17 protein-coding genes are annotated in these 20931 nt (G+C 68.1%); 3 read left to right on the top strand and 14 right to left on the bottom strand.

All coding sequences use genetic code 11. The annotated features are described in order from the left end of the window. Positions 1–153: 153 nt before the first annotated feature. The 4 genes from MKK63_RS30255 to MKK63_RS30240 form a co-directional block, all read right to left on the bottom strand. Entirely contained in the window at positions 154–1836 is a 1683-nt protein-coding gene (locus MKK63_RS30255) for a cation acetate symporter (protein WP_244008121.1), read from the bottom strand. Beyond that, positions 1833–2207 (bottom strand): DUF485 domain-containing protein, encoded by a 375-nt coding sequence (locus MKK63_RS30250; protein ID WP_244008119.1) that lies wholly within the window; start codon positions 2205–2207, stop codon positions 1833–1835. Before MKK63_RS30250 ends, MKK63_RS30255 begins: the two co-directional genes overlap by 4 nt. A 123-nt stretch (positions 2208–2330) precedes the next feature. Further along, entirely contained in the window at positions 2331–4277 is a 1947-nt protein-coding gene (gene acs, locus MKK63_RS30245; protein ID WP_244008117.1) for an acetate--CoA ligase, read from the bottom strand. 275 nt (positions 4278–4552) lie between these two features. Continuing rightward, positions 4553–7024: a PAS domain-containing protein gene (locus tag MKK63_RS30240; protein WP_244008115.1), complete on the bottom strand. Its 2472-nt coding sequence runs from the start codon at positions 7022–7024 to the stop codon at positions 4553–4555. A gap of 235 nt (positions 7025–7259) precedes the next feature. Between MKK63_RS30240 and MKK63_RS30235 the strand changes: the two genes are divergently transcribed. Both MKK63_RS30235 and MKK63_RS30230 read left to right on the top strand, forming a co-directional pair. Beyond that, positions 7260–7748, top strand: a complete 489-nt coding sequence (locus tag MKK63_RS30235) for a phasin (protein WP_244008113.1) — start codon at positions 7260–7262, stop codon at positions 7746–7748. 130 nt (positions 7749–7878) lie between these two features. Beyond that, positions 7879–8235, top strand: coding sequence for a hypothetical protein (locus tag MKK63_RS30230; RefSeq protein WP_244008111.1), 357 nt, complete (start codon positions 7879–7881; stop codon positions 8233–8235). Between the two features lie 82 nt (positions 8236–8317). Here MKK63_RS30230 and MKK63_RS30225 read toward each other — a convergent pair whose 3' ends face one another. From MKK63_RS30225 to MKK63_RS30205, 5 genes are all read right to left on the bottom strand, one after another. Continuing rightward, complete coding sequence (locus MKK63_RS30225) at positions 8318–8965, bottom strand: L,D-transpeptidase (RefSeq protein ID WP_244008110.1); 648 nt, start codon at positions 8963–8965, stop codon at positions 8318–8320. Between the two features lie 125 nt (positions 8966–9090). Further along, positions 9091–9909 carry a transglutaminase-like domain-containing protein gene (locus MKK63_RS30220; RefSeq protein WP_244008108.1) on the bottom strand — a complete coding sequence of 273 codons (819 nt, stop codon included), beginning with the start codon at positions 9907–9909 and terminating at the stop codon, positions 9091–9093. Between the two features lie 65 nt (positions 9910–9974). Next, positions 9975–10919, bottom strand: coding sequence for a transglutaminase family protein (locus MKK63_RS30215; protein WP_244008106.1), 945 nt, complete (start codon positions 10917–10919; stop codon positions 9975–9977). 144 nt (positions 10920–11063) lie between these two features. Next, entirely contained in the window at positions 11064–11660 is a 597-nt protein-coding gene (locus MKK63_RS30210) for a NepR family anti-sigma factor (protein ID WP_244008104.1), read from the bottom strand. 118 nt (positions 11661–11778) lie between these two features. Continuing rightward, positions 11779–12945, bottom strand: a complete 1167-nt coding sequence (locus tag MKK63_RS30205) for a transglycosylase SLT domain-containing protein (RefSeq protein ID WP_244008103.1) — start codon at positions 12943–12945, stop codon at positions 11779–11781. A 357-nt stretch (positions 12946–13302) separates the two neighbouring features. Between MKK63_RS30205 and alaS the strand changes: the two genes are divergently transcribed. After that, positions 13303–15981, top strand: coding sequence for an alanine--tRNA ligase (gene alaS, locus MKK63_RS30200; protein ID WP_244008102.1), 2679 nt, complete (start codon positions 13303–13305; stop codon positions 15979–15981). 67 nt (positions 15982–16048) lie between these two features. On the opposite strand, the gene MKK63_RS30195 is transcribed toward alaS, so the two are convergent. The 5 genes from MKK63_RS30195 to MKK63_RS30175 all read right to left on the bottom strand — a co-directional run bounded on the left by MKK63_RS30195 (position 16049) and on the right by MKK63_RS30175 (position 20900). Next, on the bottom strand, positions 16049–16330 hold the full coding sequence (locus MKK63_RS30195) for a hypothetical protein (RefSeq protein ID WP_244008101.1): 282 nt from the start codon (positions 16328–16330) through the stop codon (positions 16049–16051). 90 nt (positions 16331–16420) lie between these two features. Beyond that, the gene (locus MKK63_RS30190; protein WP_244008099.1) at positions 16421–16831 is read right to left on the bottom strand and encodes a DUF2147 domain-containing protein; all 411 of its coding nucleotides are present in this window, start codon (positions 16829–16831) and stop codon (positions 16421–16423) included. A gap of 220 nt (positions 16832–17051) precedes the next feature. Continuing rightward, positions 17052–17708: a hypothetical protein gene (locus tag MKK63_RS30185; protein WP_244008097.1), complete on the bottom strand. Its 657-nt coding sequence runs from the start codon at positions 17706–17708 to the stop codon at positions 17052–17054. A 94-nt stretch (positions 17709–17802) separates the two neighbouring features. Next, positions 17803–19494 carry a dihydrolipoyl dehydrogenase gene (gene lpdA / locus MKK63_RS30180; protein ID WP_244008095.1) on the bottom strand — a complete coding sequence of 564 codons (1692 nt, stop codon included), beginning with the start codon at positions 19492–19494 and terminating at the stop codon, positions 17803–17805. 11 nt (positions 19495–19505) lie between these two features. After that, positions 19506–20900, bottom strand: a complete 1395-nt coding sequence (locus MKK63_RS30175; protein ID WP_244008093.1) for a 2-oxo acid dehydrogenase subunit E2 — start codon at positions 20898–20900, stop codon at positions 19506–19508. Between the last annotated feature and the right edge of the window lie 31 nt (positions 20901–20931).

Raw genomic sequence — 20931 nt, 5'->3', positions numbered from 1 at the left:
GCGTTATAGGAAGTGGGGCTGCGGTCAATTGGTAAAGCGATCGTGATCGCCGCCATCAACACGCCCCTGCCGATCGCCGCGCTGCGGCTTCAGAAACGGGGAAGGGCGCGGCCATGGCCGCGCCCTCCGATACTCGTCTCTGGCGGCGTCGAGTCAGTGTGCGTGCGCGCCGGATGCCCCGATGCCCGTCTCGGAGCGCACGTACTGCGCCTCGAACGCTGCCCGCTCGCGCTGGGCCCGGCGGGACCTATCCATGAGGGACACGACCCAGATCGTTGCGAAGGCCAACGGCATCGAGAACAAAGCCGGGTTGTCGTAGGGGAAGATCGGCGCCGGGTTGCCCAGCGTCGTCACCCACACGGCCTTCGACAGCACCACCATGATCACGGCAGCGAGCAGCCCGACCAGGCCGCCAGTCAGCGCGCCCCAGGTGGTCGTGCCCCGCCACAGGATCGACATGGACAGCACCGGGAAGTTGCAGCTCGCCGCCACCGCGAAGGCGAGCCCGACCATGAAGGCGACGTTCTGGTTCTCGAACACGTAGCCGAGGAAGATCGCCACGACGCCGATCACCACCGCCGAGATCTTCGACAGGTTGACCTCGCGCTTGTCGGTGGTGCGCCCGCGGGCGATCACCTGGGCGTAGAGATCGTGGCTGATCGCCGAGGCGCCGGCCAGCGTCAGGCCGGCGACGACCGCGAGGATCGTCGCGAAGGCCACCGCCGAGATGAAGCCCAGGAAGTACGGGCCGCCGATCGCGTTGGCGAGGTTGACGGCGACCATGTTGGTCCCGCCGATCATGTCCTTCAGCTTGTCGAAGGTGCCGGCCGCGCCGAGCTTGTAGTAGCTCGGATCCGACATCAGCAGGGCGATGCCGCCGAAGCCGATGATGAAGGTCAGGATGTAGAAGTAGCCGATCAGGCCGGTGGCGTAGAACACCGACTTGCGAGCGGCCTGCGCGTCCGAGACCGTGAAGAACCGCATCAGGATATGCGGCAGGCCGGCGGTGCCGAACATCAGGCCGACGCCGAGCGAGATCGCCTCGATCGGGTTCGACACCAGACCGCCCGGCGCCATGATGGCGTCGCCCTTCGGATGGACCTGCACGGAGGCGGCGAACAGCGTCTCCGGGTTGAAGCCGTACCGGTACAGCACCGCGCCGGCCATGAAGGTCGCGCCGCCGAGCAGCAGGCAGGCCTTGATCACCTGCACCCAGGTGGTCGCCTTCATGCCGCCGAACGCGACGTAGACGATCATCAGCACGCCGACGATGATCACCGCGTAGAGGTAGGGCAGGCCGAACAGGAGCTGGATCAGCTTGCCCGCGCCGACCATCTGGGCGATCAGGTAAAAGGCCACCACCACGAGGGTGCCCACCGCCGAGATGATGCGGATCGAGGTCTGGTCGAGCCGGAAGCTCGCTACATCGGCGAAGGTGAACTTGCCGAGGTTGCGCAGGCGCTCCGCGATCAGGAACAGCACGATCGGCCAGCCGACCAGGAAGCCCGTCGAGTAGATCAGCCCGTCGAAGCCCGAGGTGTAGACCAGGCCCGAGATGCCGAGGAACGAGGCCGCCGACATGTAGTCGCCCGCGATCGCGAGCGCGTTCGTGCCGGCCGAGATGCCGCCGCCCGCCGCGTAGAAGTCGGCGGCCGACTTGGTGCCTTTGGCGGCCTTGTAGGTGATGCCCAGCGTCAGCAGTACGAAGAACAGGAACATGCCGATGGCCGGCCAGTTCGTGGCCGATTGCTGCACGGCGCCGAGATCGGGGCCGGCGGCGTAAGCTGCGGTCGCCGCGATGGTGGCGAGCGTCAGGCCGAGGAGGATGCGGTTCATCGGCCAACGCTCCGCTTGAGGGCGTCGCTCAGCGCGTCGAACCGGGTGTTGGCCCGGGCCACGTACACGCCGGTGAGCGCGAAGGCGAACAGGATCACGAACACGCCCATGAACAGGCCGAGCGAGGCCGTGCCGCCGACCTTCACGGCGAGCAGCGCCTTGTCGAAGGCGATCAGGCCGATGAAGCCGAAATACACCACCAGCATCAGGATGGTGAGAATCCAGCCGAACCGGGTGCGCTCATGGACGAGCTGCTGGAATTCCGGGGTGCGGGCGATCCGCGCGACCTGCGGATCGGTCTCTGCCGCAAGGGTGCCGGATCCCGGGGGCGCTGCGCGTCCCCGAGCGCCGAGTGTCGTTCCGCTGCTCATACTGTTTCCTCCCGCGAGGGCTCTCCGGCCCTCGGGTTCATCGCGTTGCTTCGTGGTTCTTGTTGGGGGCGGGCGCCGGACCGGCATCCGCCTCATCGTGTGCTCAGCGAAGGGCTGACCCGATCAGGGGCGGTTCTGCCGGTTCTCGATCAGGTCTTCGACGACGGCCGGCTCGGCGAGCGTCGAGGTGTCGCCCAGCGAGCCGAAATCGTCCTCGGCGATCTTGCGCAGGATCCGGCGCATGATCTTGCCCGAGCGGGTCTTCGGCAGGCCCGGCGCGAACTGGATGAGATCCGGCGAGGCGATCGGCCCGATATCCTTGCGGACCCAGGTCACGAGTTCCTTGCGCAACGTATCGTCACCCTCCTCGCCGTCGTTGAGGGTCACGTAGGCGTAGATGCCCTGGCCCTTGACGTTGTGCGGGTAACCGACGACCGCCGCCTCGGCGACTTTCGGATGGGCAACCAAAGACGATTCGACTTCGGCCGTGCCCATCCGGTGACCCGAGACGTTGATGACGTCATCGACCCGGCCGGTGATCCAGTAATAGCCGTCGGTATCACGCCGCGCGCCGTCGCCGGTGAAGTACTTGCCGGTATAGGTCGAGAAGTAGGTCTGCTCGAACCGCTCGTGGTCGCCGTAGACGGTGCGCATCTGGCCCGGCCAGGAATCCGCGATGCAGAGATTCCCCTCGCAGGGGCCGTCCAGGACCTTGCCCTCGGCATCGACCATTTCGGGCTTCACGCCGAAGAACGGCCGTGTCGCCGAGCCGGGCTTGAGGGCCGTGGCGCCGGGGAGCGGGGTGATCAGGATGCCGCCGGTCTCGGTCTGCCACCACGTGTCGACGATCGAGCAGCGCTTGTCGCCGACCACGTTGTAGTACCACTCCCACGCTTCCGGGTTGATCGGCTCGCCGACCGAGCCCAGCACCCGCAGCGAGGCCCGGGAGGTCTTCTTCACCGGACCTTCGCCGCCGCCCATCAGCGAGCGGATCGCGGTCGGTGCGGTATAGAAGATGTTGACCTTGTGCTTGTCGATCACTTCCCAGAAGCGGGAATTCGACGGGTAGGTCGGGATGCCCTCGAACATCAGCGTCGTCGCGCCGTTCGCGAGCGGGCCGTATACGATGTAGCTGTGGCCGGTGACCCAGCCGACATCGGCCGTGCACCAGTACACGTCGCCCTGGCGGTAATCGAAGACGTATTCGTGCGTCATCGACGCGTAGACGAGATAGCCGCCTGTCGTGTGAACCACACCCTTCGGCTGGCCGGTCGAGCCCGAGGTGTAGAGAATGAATAGCGGATGCTCGGCCTCGACCGGCTCGGCGGGGCATGCGTCGGTCACCTGCTCGGCCGCCTCGTCGTAATAGACATCGCGGCCGGCCTCCATGGCGATGGGGCTGCCGGTGCGGCGCACGACGATGACGTGGTCGACCAGATCGGTGCCGATGCGCTTGATCGCCTCATCGACATTGGCCTTCAGCGGCACCTTGCGGCCGCCGCGCAGGCCCTCGTCGGCTGTGATCACAACCTTCGAGGCGCAGCCCTGAATGCGCGAGGCCAGCGAGTCCGGCGAGAAGCCGCCGAACACGATGGCATGGATCGCGCCGAGCCGTGCGCAGGCAAGCATCGCGTAGGCGGCTTCCGGGATCATCGGCATGTAGAGCGTGACGCGATCACCCTTGCCGACGCCGCGGTTGCGCAGCACGTTGGCCATCCGGCAGACCTGCGCGTGTAGTTCGCGGTAGGTGATATGCTTGGACTCGTCCGGGTTGTCGCCCTCCCAGATGATCGCCGTCTGGTCGCCGCGGGACTCGAGGTGACGGTCGATGCAATTGTAGGCGACGTTGGTGGTGCCATCCTCGAACCACTTGATCGAGACCTTGCCCGGCTCGAAACTGGTGTTCTTGACCTTCGAGAACGGCGTCATCCAGTCGATGCGCTTGCCGTGCTCCGCCCAGAAGGCGTCCGGATCGGAAATCGACGCCTTGTACATGTCTTGATACTTTGCATCGTCGACGTGAGCACCCTCTCGCCACGCTGCCTGTACCTCGATGACCTTGCCGTCCATGGCTTTCCATCCCTGCTTGGCGCCCGATCGTATCGCGGTCTATGCCGCGCAGCCAGGACTTCCAAAGTAACGTACCGTATACTCTACGCTGGCGATATCATCGTCGATCCACGCGGCAAAGCCTCGAATCCACTAAATAAGTTGGGCGCAATGTAACGTGGTGCGTGGAAGGCCGCCGTCGGGCTGTCAGGCCGCGCGCGCGAAGTGGTTCGAAATCGCGGATCGGCCCACGCCAAGGCCGCGAGGCCTCGCGCGGTCGCGTCTGGGACGCGCTCTCAGCCCGCCGCCGCCCGACGCGCCGGCATGATGATTTCCACCAGCGTGCCGTCCTCCGCCGGCGTCGACAGCTGCAGGCGGCCGCCATTCGCTTCCACCAGGGCGCGGGGCAGGGCCAGACCCTCCTCGACATCCCGGCCCCGGTCGGCAGCGGACCGCGCGACCGCCCCCGTATCGCGAACCCGGAGCGCGACGCCCGCCCGCTCGGCCGCACCTGTCGACACGATGATCTGGCCGCCGACTGCCGACCGCCGGATCGCATTCTCGATGACAAGGGCAGCGGCGCGACTCACGGACGGCTCATCGGCCTCCAGCTCCGCCAGATCCAACGAAAAGCTCGTACGTACGACGATGCGGCCGCGGGCCGCCTCGGCCTGGAGCTGCGCCACGCACCCCGCCACGACATCGTTGAGATCGAGGGTGCGCGGCTCGAGGTGCAGGGCGCCGGCCTCCACGGCCGCGAGGTCGAGCAGCTTGCCGACGCGTTCGAGCATCGCGTCGCCGGATGCCTTGATCTCGGCGAGGCAGGCCCGGTAGCGCGCGTCGCCCAGGGCGCCGAAGGGCTCCTTCAGCATCGCGTCGGCGAGCGCGATCATACCGGTCAGCGGTTCGCGGAACGCGCGATCCGCGCGCATCAGCGCGGGTCCGGTGCCGTTCGAGGGGTCCCGATCCGAGGCGCCCGTCGGCGTCTGGGCGCGGAGACGGTTCGCCCGCTCGACGATGGCGAACCGGTGGCTGTTTCCCTCGGCAGCCTTGACGTCGAGGCTCACGGGTGTGCCCGCGAGGGTCACAAGGCGGGGGCCCCGGACAACGCCACGCAGGACATCGGCGACGGTCAGCACGCAGTCCCGATCGAACTGAGCGACGAAGCTGCCACCCACGATCTCCCGTGGCGCGCAATCGAACAGGCGGGCGGCGGCGCGGTTCACCGACATGATTCGCCCTGCCTGATCGAGGGTCACCACGCCGGTATCGAGCGCGTCCAGCGCGGACTCAGCGGCGGTCGCCCGCTCGGCTTGAGCGGTGCGGTCGAGGCGCTCGGCGGCCAGGGCCGTGGCGGCATCGGACTCGTCGACCGGACGCAGGATCAGGCATGCGGCAGTCGCCCCCGCCCAGGTGCAGGAGCCGCTCAACATCTCGACCGGCCGGACGTGCCCGTCGGCGCCTGTGACGGTGGTCCGTCGCGCCGCCGGATCCGCGTCCGCCCTGTGTGGTGCGCCGGGAAGCACTGCGCCAAGCCCGCGCGCCGACAGGGCCGCGCCGTCAGCGTCGCCGGTCAACTCCAGAAGCTTGCGATTCGCCGCCAGGATCACACCGTCGCGATGCACCATCACAGGAACCAGAAGCCCGGCCAGAAGCTCGGGGAACGCGGCGGCGCGGCCTGCGCCGTCCCGCGATTCCGGGGGGGCCGCTTGCGGACCGGGAAAGGGCATGATGGCGCCGCCGTCCGGCCTCGGCGGGGCTTCGTCCGACGTCGCCTCATCGCCGGCGTAGCGCGCTCCGAGGGCCCGGGCGATCTCACGGAACGCGGCATGCTCGTCGGTCGAAAGCGCGGTCGCCATGGGTTCCGGCTCGCCAACGGGCGGCGGTTCGGGTTCGCGCGTCACCGCTGCGGGCTCGGGTGGAGCGGACGAGGTTGCGGTCGGTGGGAGTGGCGCGTCCGCGACCGGCGACGCTTCCGGCAGGTCGATCGGCGACGCTTCCGGTAGGTCGACCGGCGGTGCCGTGGGTCCGGACCGGAGCAGCCCAAAGCCGGCAAAGCCCGAACCGCTGGCTTCACCGCGGCCGAGCGGTGCACCCGAGAGTTCGACCCGGCACGGACCGGCGCCGGCATCCAGCACCGCTGGCTCCCCTCGGAAGGTCCGCCGCTCACGCAGAGCCGCCAAAACCCCGTCGGCGCCCGACATGCGTCCAGCCGCCGCGAGATCCTGCCACCGTTGCCCGATGAGTCCGGCCAGAAGATCCGGGCCCGCGAATTGGATCACCGCACCCGAAGCGTCGAGCCGCCACAGAAATCGATCATCGCGGACGACGACCGGGGCCGGCTTCGGTGCCGGCGCGCTCTTGTGTTGGCGCTGGTGCGTCCGCGGTGCGAGGGGAGCCGTGGGGATCACCAGGATCGCGTCCGTGCCATCGTCGCGGTGCCCACGGGACAGCCAACAGAGCACCGGGGGCGCGATGCGGCGGGGATCGAGGCGTAGTCGTGCGAGCCGGGGGGCATCGTCGTTCGGAGCCGTCGACAGGATCTGCCGGAATAAGTCCGCGCGACCGGGGCCGGAAAGCGCGGCGGACAGGGCGTGCGCGGCCGGGGAGGCGTGAAGCATCCGCCCGTCGGCCGCATCGACGACGAGATGGATCGGGTCCGGCATGGCCAGGGCCGCCGACAAACTCGGCAGTCGCCGCCAGGCCGCGAAAGCCGTGGCGAGACCGAGCCCACGCTCCGGATTGGCCGGTGTCAGTGTCGTCTCCAAAGCCCGCGACCTCGAACCCCTACGCGATCCGACGCTCCTCCCGGTGAGAAACGACGACGACCGACACACTTTTGTAAACGCTGTGTCGCCGCGGCGCTTAATCTTCGCAACGACCGTCATACGTTTACGTTATGTCAACCTTAACGCCGATGGCGTGGCTGGCATATGGCAGCGAATCGGTTATTGTGCAGCGCACAACAAGCCATCCACAGGCTGACACGAGAGGAGACGACACATGGCCAATCCCCCGAACTACGAAGTTCCCGCCGAGATGCGCGACATGGCCGAGAAGAGCGTCGAGCAGGCCCGCAAGGCCTTCGACAGCTTCATCGGTGCAGCCCGTCGCACGGCCGATACAGTGCAGGGCTCCGCGGAAGTTGCGCGCACCAACGCCCGTGACGTTTCCACCCGCGGCTTCGAATATGCCGAGCAGAACGTTAACGCGGCCTTTGATCTCGCTCAGAAGCTCGTCCGCTCCCGCGACATGCAGGAGGCGATGCAGCATCAGGCCGAGTTCGTGCGCAGCCAGTTCGCCGCCATCCAGGCCCAGGCCAAGGAGTTCAGCGGCTTGGCGCAGAGCGCGATGCAGCAGGGTGCCGAGCGCGCCAAGTCGGCGATGCAGCAGGGTGCTGACGAGACCCGCAAGGCCATGGAGCAGGGTCAGGACGCTGCCAAGCAGACAGCTCAGAACGTGCAGGACGCCGCCGAGCGCGCCAATCACTAACATCGCCCCGGTGCAATGATGTTGCGGCCCGCTGCCAGTTTCCGGTGGCGGGCCGTCTCGTTTTCGCCGGTATTGCCGTCGAGATCCGCCCGGCGGACAGGTCGGTCCGCATCGAGCGAAGGATTCAAGGATGCGCCCCGTTGTTTCCGGTCGCACGCGCCTGCGTGATTCTTTCCGTCTGACAATCGCCGCGCTGGCCTTTGCCGCCGCGCTGCCTGGGAATGCGGCCCGCGCGCAATATGTCGAAGAGCCGGCCTACGGCGCGCCGCCGTCCGGCTACGGGGGTGAGTACCGCCCGGTGCCGCGCCGACGGGAACGGGCCCCTGTGGGCTTCAACTGCGATGCCATCCAACAGGGCATCACCGGGCCGAAGCCGTTCTCTTGCCCGCTTCCCGGTCCGCGGCCCCTGGGCGTGCGGTGCTTTTGCAATCTTCCGATCGCGTCATTCAGCCCGGCGCAGACGGCCGTGGGCCGGGTCGTGCCGTAGAAAAAGTTTGGCCGCGTCACCCGGCTCAGGCGACGCGGCCAAATCGTTCAGGGTGGTCCCGGCGTCAGCCAGGCCGGACCGTTCAGTTCAGCACGATGACCTTGGCGCCAACCTTGACCCGCTCGTACAGGTCCGTGACGTCGTCGTTGGTCATCCGGATGCAGCCCGAGGACACCGCCTGGCCGATGGTGTCCGGCTCGTTCGAGCCGTGAATGCGGAACTCGGTGCGGCCGATATACATAGCGCGGGCGCCAAGCGGGTTCTCGATGCCGCCGGCCATGTAGCGCGGCAGGTCGGGGCGGCGGGCGATCATGGCCGCCGGGGGCGTCCAGGACGGCCACTCGCGCTTGGCCGTGATGGTGTTGGTGCCGCTCCAGCTGAAGCCAGGACGACCGACGCCGACGCCGTAGCGCAGGGCTTGACCGTTGCCCATAACGTAATAGAGGCGGCGCTCGGCGGTGGACACCACGATCGTGCCGGGGGCGTAGGGCGCATCGAACGCCACGACCTCGCGCGGGATCGGCTGGACCTGCGCCTGCGGCGCGGCCTGCACGCCCTGGCCGTAACCCGGGGCGTAAGTCCCCTGGTAACCGTACTGGCCCTGATCCTGATAATACGAGTTTGAATCCTCGGTCCCGAAGGGATCGTAGGACGAAGCCGCGAGGGCCGGCGTTGCGGCAAGAACAGTCGCGCCCAGCAGCGCGGCGAGTGCGGTGACCGTGGTCTTCATGAGTGGCCTACCTGTGCAATAACCTTTGCCATTACAAGCGTGAGCATAGGCAGACAGTTCCACACAACCGCCACGATTTCAGTGGGCGGCGGAATACGCAGGCCCGCTCGCCCGTGCCAGTCCGCTCAGACGACCTCATCCGTGTGCACGTCGAAGCGGGCGAGATGGGCGTATCCGAAGTTGGTCGAGATCGCGCAGTCGGTCGCGTCGCGGCCGCGGGCCATGACGATGCGGCCGATGCGGGGGCGATTGTGGCGGGCGTCGAACGTGTACCAGCGCGGGCCCGCCGGACCGTCGAGATAGGCCTCGAACCAGGCGGAGAAGTCCATCGGCGCGGGGTCGATGGGCACGCCGATATCGCCGAGATAGCCGGTGGCGTAGCGGGCCGGGATGTTCATGCACCGGCACAGCGCGATGGCCAGATGGGCGAAGTCGCGGCAGACGCCCTCGCGCTGCATAAAGCCGTCATGGGCGGTACGGGTGGCGTCGGCACGCTGGTAGTCGAAGCGCAGGCGCTCGTGCGTGTAGTCGACGATCGCCTGGACGCGGGCCCAACCCTCAGGCGTGGAGCCGAACAGCGACCATGCCGTCTGGGACAGCTTGTCGGTGTCGCAGTAGCGCGAGCCAAGCAGGAACATCAGTACGGCGTCCGGCAAATCCTGCACCGGGATCTGCCGCGCCTCGCGCTCGATAACATCCGGCTCGCCGCTGTCGGCGACTGTAAAATCCGCCGAGACCGTCAACTGGCCGGGCGGCGCGACGATGCGGTGGCAGATATTGTCGTAGGTGTCCCGGAACTCATGCACCGGAAGTGGCGGATCGAAAGTGATCACGTGCGGCGTCAGTACGTCGGGCATCCGCGACGGGTGGACGCTCAGCATCAAGATCATCGGGGTCGGCTGGGTCATTGTGAAAGCGATATCGAAACCCGTCTTGATCTTCATCGCGGCCACCTTGCTGTATCGCTCTCCGCGCGGGGTCGCCACGCATGTTCGTTTGGGATCCTGGATCAACGCGCCGGGCTGGGGGCGGACCCTTGATGCAGTATCGGGGCGGTCGAGACCGGATTTGCTCCCGTTCCGGGCAGTTCGACGACGTCGACCTCGACGCGCATGCCGAGATCGTCGCTGGCCAGACCGAAGAAAGAGCCGTACAGTGGCACAGCCTGCGCGGGATCGCGGGTCACCGCCACGCGAATCAGGTCGCGGTTTCCGACGATCCCGTTGGTGGGATCGAACTCGACCCAGCCGGCGCCCGGAAGATAGACCTGCAGCCACGCATGGGTTGAGCCGCCCCCGACATGGCGCGCCCGGTCGTTGCGGGGATTGTAGAGGTATCCGGACACGAACCGAGCTGCCATCCCGAGCGCACGCACCGCTTCCATCATCAGCACGGCGAAGTCCCGGCACGAGCCGCGCCGACCACGCAGGGTCGTGAGCGGGTCCTGCACGCCCTTTTCGCTGCGGGCGAGATAGGTGAAGTTTGCCCGGACGCCGCGGGTCATGGCTGCCAGTAACTCCTGCGTGGGAATGCGCCCGTCTGCCGGCAGGAAGCTGCGTGCCCAAGCATCGACCTCGTGACGCGGATCGGGCCATTGCCTTTCGATAGAGCGGGCAAGGTCTGGCATGTCCTCGGCCCCGTATCCGAACGGAAAATGAGTCGCGTGCGGGGCCAGCGGGAAAACTGGCGCGTGCTCCGGCGTGTGTTCCAGGGTGATGCCGCAGGCGAACGTGAGAGTCTCCGCCCGTGTGTCGAAGGTCGCCACCGCCACGCAGTTGCCGAACACGTCGAACAGCCAGCGCAGCGTGGCCGGTTCCGGTGCGATATCGAGGGTCGCCTCGATCAACCGCTGGTCATAGCTGTCACGTGGCCGGAACATGATCCGGTGCTCGCCGAACGAGACCGGGCGCCGGTACCGATAAGTCGTTCGGTGTTGTACGGATAGGATCGGCAAAGCGGCTCTCTTCCGGCGCGCGCCGTTGCAGACTCCATTAACGCGCGATCGAGTTATGCAAGGCCCGGGCCCCGCAGGTTCGCGGGATGGGCTCGTTCGACGGAGAGCTGCACCGAAGCCGGCGAACGACCACAGGCTGAAGCGTCAGATAACAGGGGGTGCAGGCTCGGCAGCCGCGCGCTCCGCCTCGACCAGCACGTCGAGCGGACGCCACGGCTTGGCGATGAAAACGGCTTCCTGCGGCAGGTCGGGACGGGGCAAATCGTGGCCGGAGGTCACCACCAGCCGCGCCCGGGGCCAGAGGGTCGCCACCGCCCGGGCGAGTTGCAAACCGTCCATCTGGCCGGCTAGCCGAATATCGGCGAAGACCAGGGCAACGTCTCCGCCACGCGCCTGCAGGACCAAGAGTGCGGCTTCGGCGCTATCGCAGCCAATCACGTCGAGCTCGGTCTCCTCGAGCAGCGTCTCGGCCAGGGCGCGGATCTGGGGATCGTCCTCGACCACAAGCGCGAGCCGCGCATGCACCGCAGCCGTCGCGGCGGCGCCAGCCTCGGGTCGCGCTGGCTCTTCGGCCTCGGTCTGACGGACGCGGCGAACCAGGGCGGCAAGGTGCTCGGGCACGCCCTCAGACACGAGGTCGTCGTAGAACGAGGCGAGTGTCCTGCCGATCTGATCGAGCGGAATACCCGGTGTGAGCGTATCGGTGAGCGGCAGGGGTGCGCTCGTTTGATGCTTCCTCAAGGACTCCCCCCGAAGTCTTCACGCGCGCAGGACGAAAGCGCGGCGCGCAAGGAGGAAAGTCGGCAATCCGCCGGTGGTTGCGCGCCGACGCGGAATCCGGCGCCGGCTCGCCGACCCGTTACTGCGTAGCGGTCTCCGCATCCGCATACGCCATGACACCCGAGACGGCGCGCACGTTCTGGTAGCGCGACCCGCGGCTGCTCATCATCGTCTCGAACTTCTCGTGGACCTGGGCCACCGAGAGGCTCATCGGCTTGCGGTGCCGGCCCCGGCCGATGAATCGGCCGGCCGCGAAGAAGATCGAGCGGTTGGCCCGGGCCGGGCCGGGGAGCAGCGCGGCCGCTGCGGCGGCGGGTTTGTTGACCACGTTGGCCAGGAACTCCTCGGCGTCGTCCGGACCGAGGAAGTGGGCGAGATAGACCTCACCCAGGGTCAGTTCGCGCCCGATGCGGAGCGCGATGCGGGCGGCGTCCCGCTTGAGCATCTCGCCGGCCATTAGCGCCGAGAGGTAGGGGTCGCGGCGAAGTTCGAGCACCCGGGCCCGCTCGGCCGGATCGGTGATGACGGGCCGGTCGTTGCTGTCGGCCGTGATCAGCGCGGCCTCCTTCGCCATCCCGTATTTGGTGCCGAAGTCGCGGACCACGCCAAGCCACGTGCGCTCGATAAATTGGTAGAGGCCGGTCGCCGAGGAGGTCTTGGCCTGGACCGCGGTGACGAAGCTCGATTCCTTGTCGGCCACCGCCATCAGCAGGACCGGGTCGGTCTGGACCGCTTGGGCGGCGCGCACGATCGTCTGCACGAGGTGGCGCCGGATCTTCATCGGGCCGAATTCGAGGATGTCGTTCGGATCGCCCGTCGCGCTCTCGGACAGCAGGAAGTCGTAGGAGACACGGTCGACCGTATTCGAGCCGATCTCGGTGTCGAGGTCATGCACGGCGGCGAAGCTCGACGAGGCTCGCAGCGGCGTGCGATCCAGCTCGTCTTCCAGCGCGACCGTGTGGATGCGCGGTCGGGGCATTGGGATCTCGGTGGCGGCTTCCGCGACGGACACGGCCGGCGACAGCCCCACCTTGCCGAGGTCGACACCCGAGCCAATCAGGGCCGCGCTGAGACCGCCGGCGATCAGCGTTACGGTCATCAGCGACCGGACCAGGGCCGGAGCGCTGCCGTGTGCGCGGCCGAGCATCGGCTGCGCGGTTATCACGTCGGCACGGCGAGCGCCGAAATGCCCGGCGCCAGACTTGCCCATGATGGCCTTCGACGTTCCGACCGTGCGGCCCTGCATCGTTGATCCGATTCCCCGCGCTGTTGACGGCGCCACGGGTTCATCATCGCTTGACAGATGTGGCGACAACACGGCCGCGCTTGTGGCTGTCCTGAGGCTAATCGCGGTGTTTTCGCGGCCGATGCCTTCAAGGCACGGGTTCAGACCACAATTCCGAGCGTCGTTGCGGGAAAGGCGCGATTTTCGTCCAAAGATGCGACGCCGGAAGCGGCGAATCGCCAGGGAGCACGGGACGGCAAGCACTTAGGCCGGGCACCGATTGCAACCCGGTCCAGAACGGCTCTAAGAGGGCGCCATGCGGATGCCGCTCGAAGGTGAGCGGTGCCCGGTCCCGTGTTCCTGCCAGAGTCAGCCTTGATGAGCGGCGTCAACGAGATCCGGTCGACCTTCCTCGACTACTTCGCCAAGGCGGGGCACGAGGTCGTGCCCTCTTCGAGCCTCGTGCCGAAGAACGATCCGACGCTGATGTTCACCAATGCCGGCATGGTGCAGTTCAAGAACGTCTTCACCGGGATGGAGAAGCGCGCCTACGACCGGGCCACGACGGCACAGAAATGCGTGCGGGCTGGCGGCAAGCACAACGACCTCGACAATGTCGGCTACACGGCTCGCCATCATACGTTCTTCGAGATGCTCGGCAACTTCTCGTTCGGCGACTACTTCAAGGACCGCGCGATCGAGCTGGCCTGGACGCTGATCACCAAGGAGTTCGGGCTGAAGCCCGACCGGCTCCTCGTGACCGTCTACGCCGACGACGACGAGGCCGCAGGCCTGTGGAAGAAGATTGCAGGTCTCTCGGACGACAAGATCATCCGCATCGGGACCTCCGACAATTTCTGGCAGATGGGCGATACCGGACCCTGCGGGCCGTGCTCGGAGATCTTTATCGATCAGGGCCCGGCACTACAGGGCGGGCCGCCCGGCTCTCCGAACGAGGATGGCGACCGGTTCCTGGAGTTCTGGAACCTCGTGTTCATGCAGTACGAGCAGCTGGAGCCGGGCTCGCGCAACCCACTGCCGCGGCCGTCGATCGACACCGGCATGGGCCTCGAGCGCATGGCGGCGATCCTCCAGGGCGTGCACTCGAACTACGATACCGACCTGTTCCGGGCGCTGATCGATGCCGTGGCTCACGCGGTCTCGCGGGCGCCCGAGCCCGCGACGATGGCCTCCTACCGGGTGATCGCCGACCACCTGCGGGCCGCCTCGTTCCTCGTTGCCGACGGGGTGCTGCCGGGCAACGAGGGCCGGGGCTACGTGCTGCGCCGGATCATGCGCCGGGCCATGCGCCACGCCGAGATCCTGGGCGCCCGTGAGCCGACCATGTTCCGGCTTGTGCCGACCCTGGTGCGCGAGATGGGCCAAGCCTACCCGGAGCTGATGCGGGCCGAGAGCCTGATCGCCGAGACGCTGAAGCTGGAGGAGACGCGTTTCCGCCGGACCCTCGAGCGGGGCCTGTCGATCCTCGACGCCGAGAGCCGCGAGCTCAAGGAGGGCGACAAGCTCTCCGGCGAGACCGCCTTCACGCTCTACGACACCTACGGATTCCCCCTCGACCTGACCCAGGATGCGTTGAAGGCCCGGGGCATCGGCGTCGATACCGAGGCGTTCACGGCGGCAATGCAGCGCCAGAAGCAGGCGGCGCGTGAGGCCTGGAAGGGTTCGGGCGATGCGGCGACCGAGACTGTCTGGTTCGGGCTGCGCGACCGCCTCGGCGCGACGGAGTTCCTGGGCTACGAGACCGAGAGCGCCGAAGGCATCGTCACCGCGCTGCTGCGCGACGGCGGTGAGGTGCAAGGCCTCGAAGCGGGCCAGACCGGCCTCGTCCTCGTCAACCAGACGCCCTTCTATGGCGAATCGGGCGGTCAGGTGGGTGATACGGGCGTGATCCTGGCGCAGGGCGTGCGGGCGCGGGTCACCGACACCCAGAAGATGCTCGGAGACCTGTTCGTCCACCACGTCACCGTGGAGGAGGGGCGCTTGAGCCTCGACCAGCCGGTGGAGCTCAAGGTCGATCACGCCCGCCGCCGGGCGATCCGGGCCAACCACTCCGCGACCCACCTCCTGCACGAGGCGCTCCGGCAGGTGCTGGGAGACCATGTCGCCCAGAAGGGCTCGCTGGTGAGCCACGAGCGCCTGCGCTTCGACATCAGTCATCCGAAGCCGATCGAGGCCGACGAACTCGTCCGGGTCGAGGATATCGCCAACGCGGTGCTGCTGCAGAACGCGCCGGTGGTCACGAAACTCATGGCGGTGGACGACGCCATCGCGTCGGGCGCGCGGGCGTTGTTCGGCGAGAAATACGGCGATGAGGTGCGGGTCGTCTCGATGGGCCTTCCGGTCGATGCGCAAGCCGGGCAGGGGCGGCCGAAGAACTTCTCCGTCGAGCTCTGCGGCGGCACCCATGCGGGGCGCACCGGCGATATCGGCGCGATCACCATTGTGGCGGAGAGCGCGGTGGGCGCGGGCGTGCGCCGGATCGAGGCGCTGACCGCCGACGCGGCCCGGCATCATCGCGCCGCGGAGGCCCGCACGCTGGCAGCGCTCGCGGGCATCCTCAAGGCCCCGGCCTCCGAGGCACCCGATCGGCTGACGGCTCTGATGGACGAGCGGCGGCGCCTGGAGCGTGAGTTGGCCGAGACCCGGCGCAAGCTCGCCATGGGCGGCGAGGGCGGCCCGGGGTCGAGCGCGCAACAGACCGAGGTCGGTGGCGTGGCGTTCCGCCGGTCGGTGGTCGAAGGCCTCGACATGCGCGACCTCAAGCCGATCGTCGACGAGGAGAAGAAGCGTTTGGGGTCCGGCATCGTAGCGGTGGTCGGTGTCGGCCCCGATGGCAAGGCCGGCCTGGTGGTCGGGGTGACCGACGACCTGACGGAGCGCTACGACGCGGTTGGGCTGGTCCGGGCCGGCGCCGGGGCGCTCGGCGGCAAGGGCGGCGGCGGACGGCGTGACATGGCGCAGGCTGGCGGCCCCAACGGGGCCGGCGCGGAAGCCGCCCTCGACGCTGTGGAGCAGGCCCTCACCGCGGCGGCCTGAACAAACAAGGCCGCACCGTTTCCGGTGCGGCCTACACGATCCAGCGTATTGCGCTCTCGGCGAGGGCTTACTTGCCGCCGCCGCCAGCACCGCCCTGCGGTGCGACCCGCGACGGCTGGTTCGCGTTGCCGGCGGCGGCCGAGTCGGTCGCGATCGTATCGGCCGGGCGGCCTGTCGGGGAATAGGTGATCGACGGGTCGTTGCCGGTCGTGCCGGACTGCGTGCTGACCACACCAGGAGCGCCAGGCGGTACACCGACCCGAGCGCCATTCGGCGTCTCCAGGACTTGGGCGGTGGCCGGCGCGATGGCAGCCAGCGTCAGCACGGTGACGAGCAGTGTCCGGGTCATAAGAAATCCTACCGTTGTCAGACCCAGGCAACTTCGTTAGCGCACAATCGATCCTGCGCTGTTGCGACGCGGTAGAGGGCGGACAGCGATTCAGTTGACTCGCGTCCAGCTCTGGCGCTTGCAGAAAACGCTCATGACGCAGCCCGAAACCTCAAGCGTGTTCGGGCCAGTCAGGCGCAGGGACCCCGAATAGGTCTTGCCGTCATTCGGGTTGTAGAGCGAGCCTGAATAGCCCGAACCATCCTGCTGGCGGGCGTCGAGGATCTGCACGCCCACGACGCTGCGGGTCCGCAGCGCCGGATCCGGATTCTTGGCGTCCAGCGCCTTGCCGGGGGCGCTGACGATCGTTCCACAATAGCCGCTGCCGCAGGGCGCGACGCGGATGCGCGAGCTGCCGGTCTCCGTCAGCCACAGTCCCGCCGGATCGGCTGCCCGTGCCGTACACGAGAGAAAGCCGACCGCGGCCGTCACCAAAGCCGTAAGGCCAAGCCTCGAACGCATGCCCGTTCCTCCCGCTGTTTTCGTTCGGCCCGACTCGGAGCCTGCTTGATCGTTGCTCAAGGTTTGTATCATCGGGCTCGCAGCCTCGCCCGCTCCAGACGCGTCCGGATCACGCCAAAGCGGGCGGTCCGGCGCAGATGGTGTTACCGCGCAATTCGTTCGCCGTGGCGGAGCGCCCTGAACCATCGCAGGCTGATGCGCCCCGATGGATACCCGAGCCTCACCGCGTCGCTGTCGGTAAGGCAGATCCCAGGTAGGTCTCTACGACTTCGCAGAAGGGCTGTCCGGCTCCGGTCGAGAGCACCGCATCGACTTCGAACAACGGATCCTCCGGTGCTGTGCCCGGCGGGCGGGCGCGGACCTCGACGGTCCGGCGGACCGGAGCGAGCGGACGTACGACCCGGCCGAACGGCGTGCGGGTCCCGTCCAGCACGGCGTTCATCTCAGGCGTCAGCCGCGCCGGCACGTACCAATTGTCCGCCTCGGACATCACGTGCTCGCCGCAAACGAGGCGCACCCGACGATAGCGCACCGGCTCATCCGGGCCGATCGCCAACCGGGCGCGCTGCGCAGCGGTCAGCGGTTTGTCCGGGCCCGGAAGGCGTAAAGCCACGAGATGCGGATCGGCGGCGAGCCGATGCTCGGCGCACCAGCCTTCGAGGGCGAGCGTTGCGCTGTCGGAGCCGAGGATGCGGTCGCGCAAAGCCGCGACGAGGACTTCGGCGTTGGCTGGCTTGTTGATGGCGATCGGGGCCTCAGCGATGGCTCGGCCCGGCAGGGTCATCGCCAGCGTGGCCACAAGGGCAACCGAGACGACGATCGGATGCCTCGGGGATCGTCCGCCCAGCAACGGCATCTCCACACGCAAATTCCTCATCGACGCTTCGCTCTCGGCGTGCCGTTAACGCCGCTGCCAGTCCGGAGTCCATCCCAGGGCCATCGCCAGTCCCTATGTGCCCGTGCGGGAACCGCTACCGCCGGGCCACCGGTGGCAGGTCGGTGCAGAGGCCGAGGGCGGCCTCCGCGGCGAGACCGACCGTCTCACCGAGGGTCGGGTGCGGATGGATCGTCCGGCCAATGTCGACGGCGTCCGCCCCCATCTCGATGGCCAGCGCGATCTCGCCGATAAGGTCGCCCGCGCTCGGCCCCACGACGGCGCCGCCCACGACACGCTTGGTTCCCGCCTCGAACAGTAGTTTGGTCAGGCCATAATCCGCGCCGTTGGCGATGGCCCGACCCGAGGCGGCCCACGGAAAGCGCGCCACCTCCACGGCCCGGCCAGCCGCCCGTGCTGCCGTTTCGGTGACGCCGACCCAGGCGATTTCCGGATCGGTATACGCCACGGACGGGATCACGGCGGCATCGAACCCGGACCGGTGCCCGGAGGCGACTTCGGCAGCCACGTGGCCCTGGTGAACGGCCTTGTGGGCGAGCATCGGCTGCCCCACGAGGTCGCCGATGGCGAGGATGTTAGGCACGTTCGTGCGCATCTGCGCGTCGACCGGCACGAACCCGTTTTCCACGGTGACGCCGGCAGCCTCCAGGCCGAGCTCCGCACCGTTCGGCCGGCGCCCGGCCGCCTGGAGCACGAGATCGTAGGTCGTGGCCTGCACCTCGCCGGCCAGCGTGACGGCGATACCCTCCGGGCCGGCGGTGGCGGAAATCACCGCGGCTCCAGTCAGCAGGCGGTCGAAGCGGTGCGCGTTGCGCTTGGTCCAGATTACCACGAGGTCGCGGTCGACGCCCTCCAGCAGGTTTGGCAACCGTTCGACCACGTCGACCCGGGCGCCGAGCGCGCTGTAGACGGTGGCCATCTCCAGGCCGATGATGCCGCCGCCGATCACCAGCAGCCGGCGGGGCACGAACGGCAGCTCCAGGGCACCGGTGGAGTTCACGATGCGCGGATCCTCCGGCAACATCGGCAACGCGACCGGTGAGGAGCCGGCCGCCACGATGGCGGTGGCGAAGGCGACGCTGCGTTCGCCGCCCTCGTGTGTGGCGACAGTGGCCGTCTTGGGTCCGGTCAAGCGCGCGGTCCCACGGATCACGGTGACCTTGCGCTGGCGCGCCATCTGGGTAAGCCCGTCGGTGAGACGGCGCACGGTCCCGACCTTGAAGCTACGCAGCTTGTCCAGATCGATCGCGGGAGCGCCGAAGCTGATGCCATGGGCGGCGAGGCGCTGGGCCTCCTCGGTGACGGACGCCACGTGCAGCAGGGCCTTGGACGGTATGCAGCCGACATTCAGGCATACGCCGCCCAGCGTCGCATCGCGTTCCACGAGGATGACCCGTTGCCCGAGATCGGCGGCCCGGAAGGCGGCCGAGTAGCCGCCGGGTCCGCCGCCGATCACCAGAACGTCGCACTGCGCATCCGGGTCTTGGGCGGGAGCCGGCAGGGGGGAGGGTGCCTCGGCATCCCGGTCGGCGAGGGCAATGCGCGCGACCAGCGTCCCGGCCGAGACCTTATCGCCGAGGCCGACCAGCATCTCCGTCAGTCGTCCCGCCACCGGGGACGGAATGTCCAGGGTCGCCTTGTCGGATTCGACCACCAGCAGCGTCTGATCGCGGGTGACCGCCTCTCCCGGCGCCACCGGGATCTCGATGACAGGCACGTCTGCATAGTCCCCCAGATCGGGGACGCGGATCTCGTGGAACGCAGGCATGGCGAGGACCGTCACAGGAGGGCGCGCCGCAGGTCTGACAGGACCGAGGCCACGTGTCCGAGGAAGCGGGCGGCGGCCACGCCGTCCACCACGCGGTGGTCCCAGGACAGACTCAGCGGCAGGATCAGGCGCGGCTGGAAGGCTTTGCCGTCCCAAACCGCCTCCATGCGCGAGCGCGCCGCGCCGAGGATCGCCACCTCGGGGGCGTTGATGATCGGCGTGAAGCCGTCGCCGCCGATACCGCCGAGCGACGACACCGAGAAGCTGCCGCCCTGCATGTCCGCGCCCGAAAGTTTTCCGGCCCGAGCCTTGTCGGTCAACGCAGACATTTCGGTGGCAATCTCGATGATCCCCTTCCGGTCGCAGTCGCGCACCACCGGCACCATCAGGCCCTTCGGTGTGTCGACTGCGAAGCCGACATGGACATAGTCTTTGAGCACGAGGTCGCCGCCTTCGAGCGACGTGTTGAAGCGTGGGTAGGCCCGGAGCGCGGAGGCTGCAGCCTTGATCAGGAAGGTCACCATGGTGACCTTTGCGGGCGGCGTGCGCGACTCCCCGTTGAGGCCGATGCGGAACGACTCGATTTCCGTCACGTCGGCCCGGTCAAAGTTCGTGACATGCGGGATCGTCAGCCAGTTGCGGCTCAGGTTGGCACCTGAGAGCGTCTGGATCCGCGACAGGGGCTCGCGCCGAACCGGGCCGTACTTGGCGAAATCCACCGCCGGCCAGGGCGGCAGTCCGGCGCCGATCCCGGAGACCGGCGCGCTCGGCTGCCAGGCCGGCGCAGCGAGGGCGGCCTTGACGAAGGTATGGATATCTTCGCGGAGGATCCGTCCCTTGGGGCCGGTGGCGGGCACGTTGTCCAGGGCCACGCCGAGTTCGCGGGCAAGCTGGCGCACGGACGGGCTGGCATGCATGTCGCCGGACGATGCCGGGAGCGGCACTGCCGGTTGCAGGTCCTTCCCTCCCCCCTCTGCGGGGGAGGGGGGCCCGCGAAGCGGATCGGGAGAGGGGAGCGACGGCGCAGACGATGGCTTGGCCGTCGTGAGGGCTTCAGCTCCTTCCTGAACCATCGCTCCCCTCTCCCGCCCTTCGCTGACGCGAGGGCCACCCTCCCCCGCAAAGGGGGTAGGGAGGGCGCGCGCTAGATCCGAAGCGCCCCCCCCACCAGCCTCCATCATCAGGATCGGCGTCCCCTCCGAGACCTTCGAGCCGACCGCGACCAGAAGCTCGCGCACCACGCCGGCGACCGGGGATGGGACCTCCATGGTCGCCTTGTCGGATTCGATGCTGAGGATCAGGTCGTCCACCGAGAGGCGGTCGCCGGGCTTCACCAGAAGCTCGATGACCGGCACGTCCCGATAGTCGCCGATATCCGGAAGGGCGATCTGCAGCGCGGCGCTCATGCGGGTGAATTTCCGTAGGACGGGCGTTCGG

This window comes from Methylobacterium sp. J-088 (genome assembly GCF_022829295.1).
Lineage (GTDB): Bacteria > Pseudomonadota > Alphaproteobacteria > Rhizobiales > Beijerinckiaceae > Methylobacterium.
Note: the sequence above shows the minus strand (reverse complement) of the source record. Positions and strands in the feature narration are given on the sequence as shown.

Coding starts and splice junctions, on each gene's coding strand:
- alaS (WP_244008102.1), top strand. CDS start 13,303: ATGAGCGGCGTCAACGAGATCCGGTCGACCTTCCTCGACTACTTCGCC.
- MKK63_RS30190 (WP_244008099.1), bottom strand. CDS start 16,831: ATGCGTTCGAGGCTTGGCCTTACGGCTTTGGTGACGGCCGCGGTCGGC.
- MKK63_RS30230 (WP_244008111.1), top strand. CDS start 7,879: ATGCGCCCCGTTGTTTCCGGTCGCACGCGCCTGCGTGATTCTTTCCGT.
- MKK63_RS30195 (WP_244008101.1), bottom strand. CDS start 16,330: ATGACCCGGACACTGCTCGTCACCGTGCTGACGCTGGCTGCCATCGCG.
- MKK63_RS30185 (WP_244008097.1), bottom strand. CDS start 17,708: ATGAGGAATTTGCGTGTGGAGATGCCGTTGCTGGGCGGACGATCCCCG.
- MKK63_RS30225 (WP_244008110.1), bottom strand. CDS start 8,965: ATGAAGACCACGGTCACCGCACTCGCCGCGCTGCTGGGCGCGACTGTT.
- MKK63_RS30255 (WP_244008121.1), bottom strand. CDS start 1,836: ATGAACCGCATCCTCCTCGGCCTGACGCTCGCCACCATCGCGGCGACC.
- MKK63_RS30250 (WP_244008119.1), bottom strand. CDS start 2,207: ATGAGCAGCGGAACGACACTCGGCGCTCGGGGACGCGCAGCGCCCCCG.
- acs (WP_244008117.1), bottom strand. CDS start 4,277: ATGGACGGCAAGGTCATCGAGGTACAGGCAGCGTGGCGAGAGGGTGCT.
- MKK63_RS30220 (WP_244008108.1), bottom strand. CDS start 9,909: ATGAAGATCAAGACGGGTTTCGATATCGCTTTCACAATGACCCAGCCG.
- MKK63_RS30235 (WP_244008113.1), top strand. CDS start 7,260: ATGGCCAATCCCCCGAACTACGAAGTTCCCGCCGAGATGCGCGACATG.
- lpdA (WP_244008095.1), bottom strand. CDS start 19,494: ATGCCTGCGTTCCACGAGATCCGCGTCCCCGATCTGGGGGACTATGCA.
- MKK63_RS30205 (WP_244008103.1), bottom strand. CDS start 12,945: ATGCAGGGCCGCACGGTCGGAACGTCGAAGGCCATCATGGGCAAGTCT.
- MKK63_RS30175 (WP_244008093.1), bottom strand. CDS start 20,900: ATGAGCGCCGCGCTGCAGATCGCCCTTCCGGATATCGGCGACTATCGG.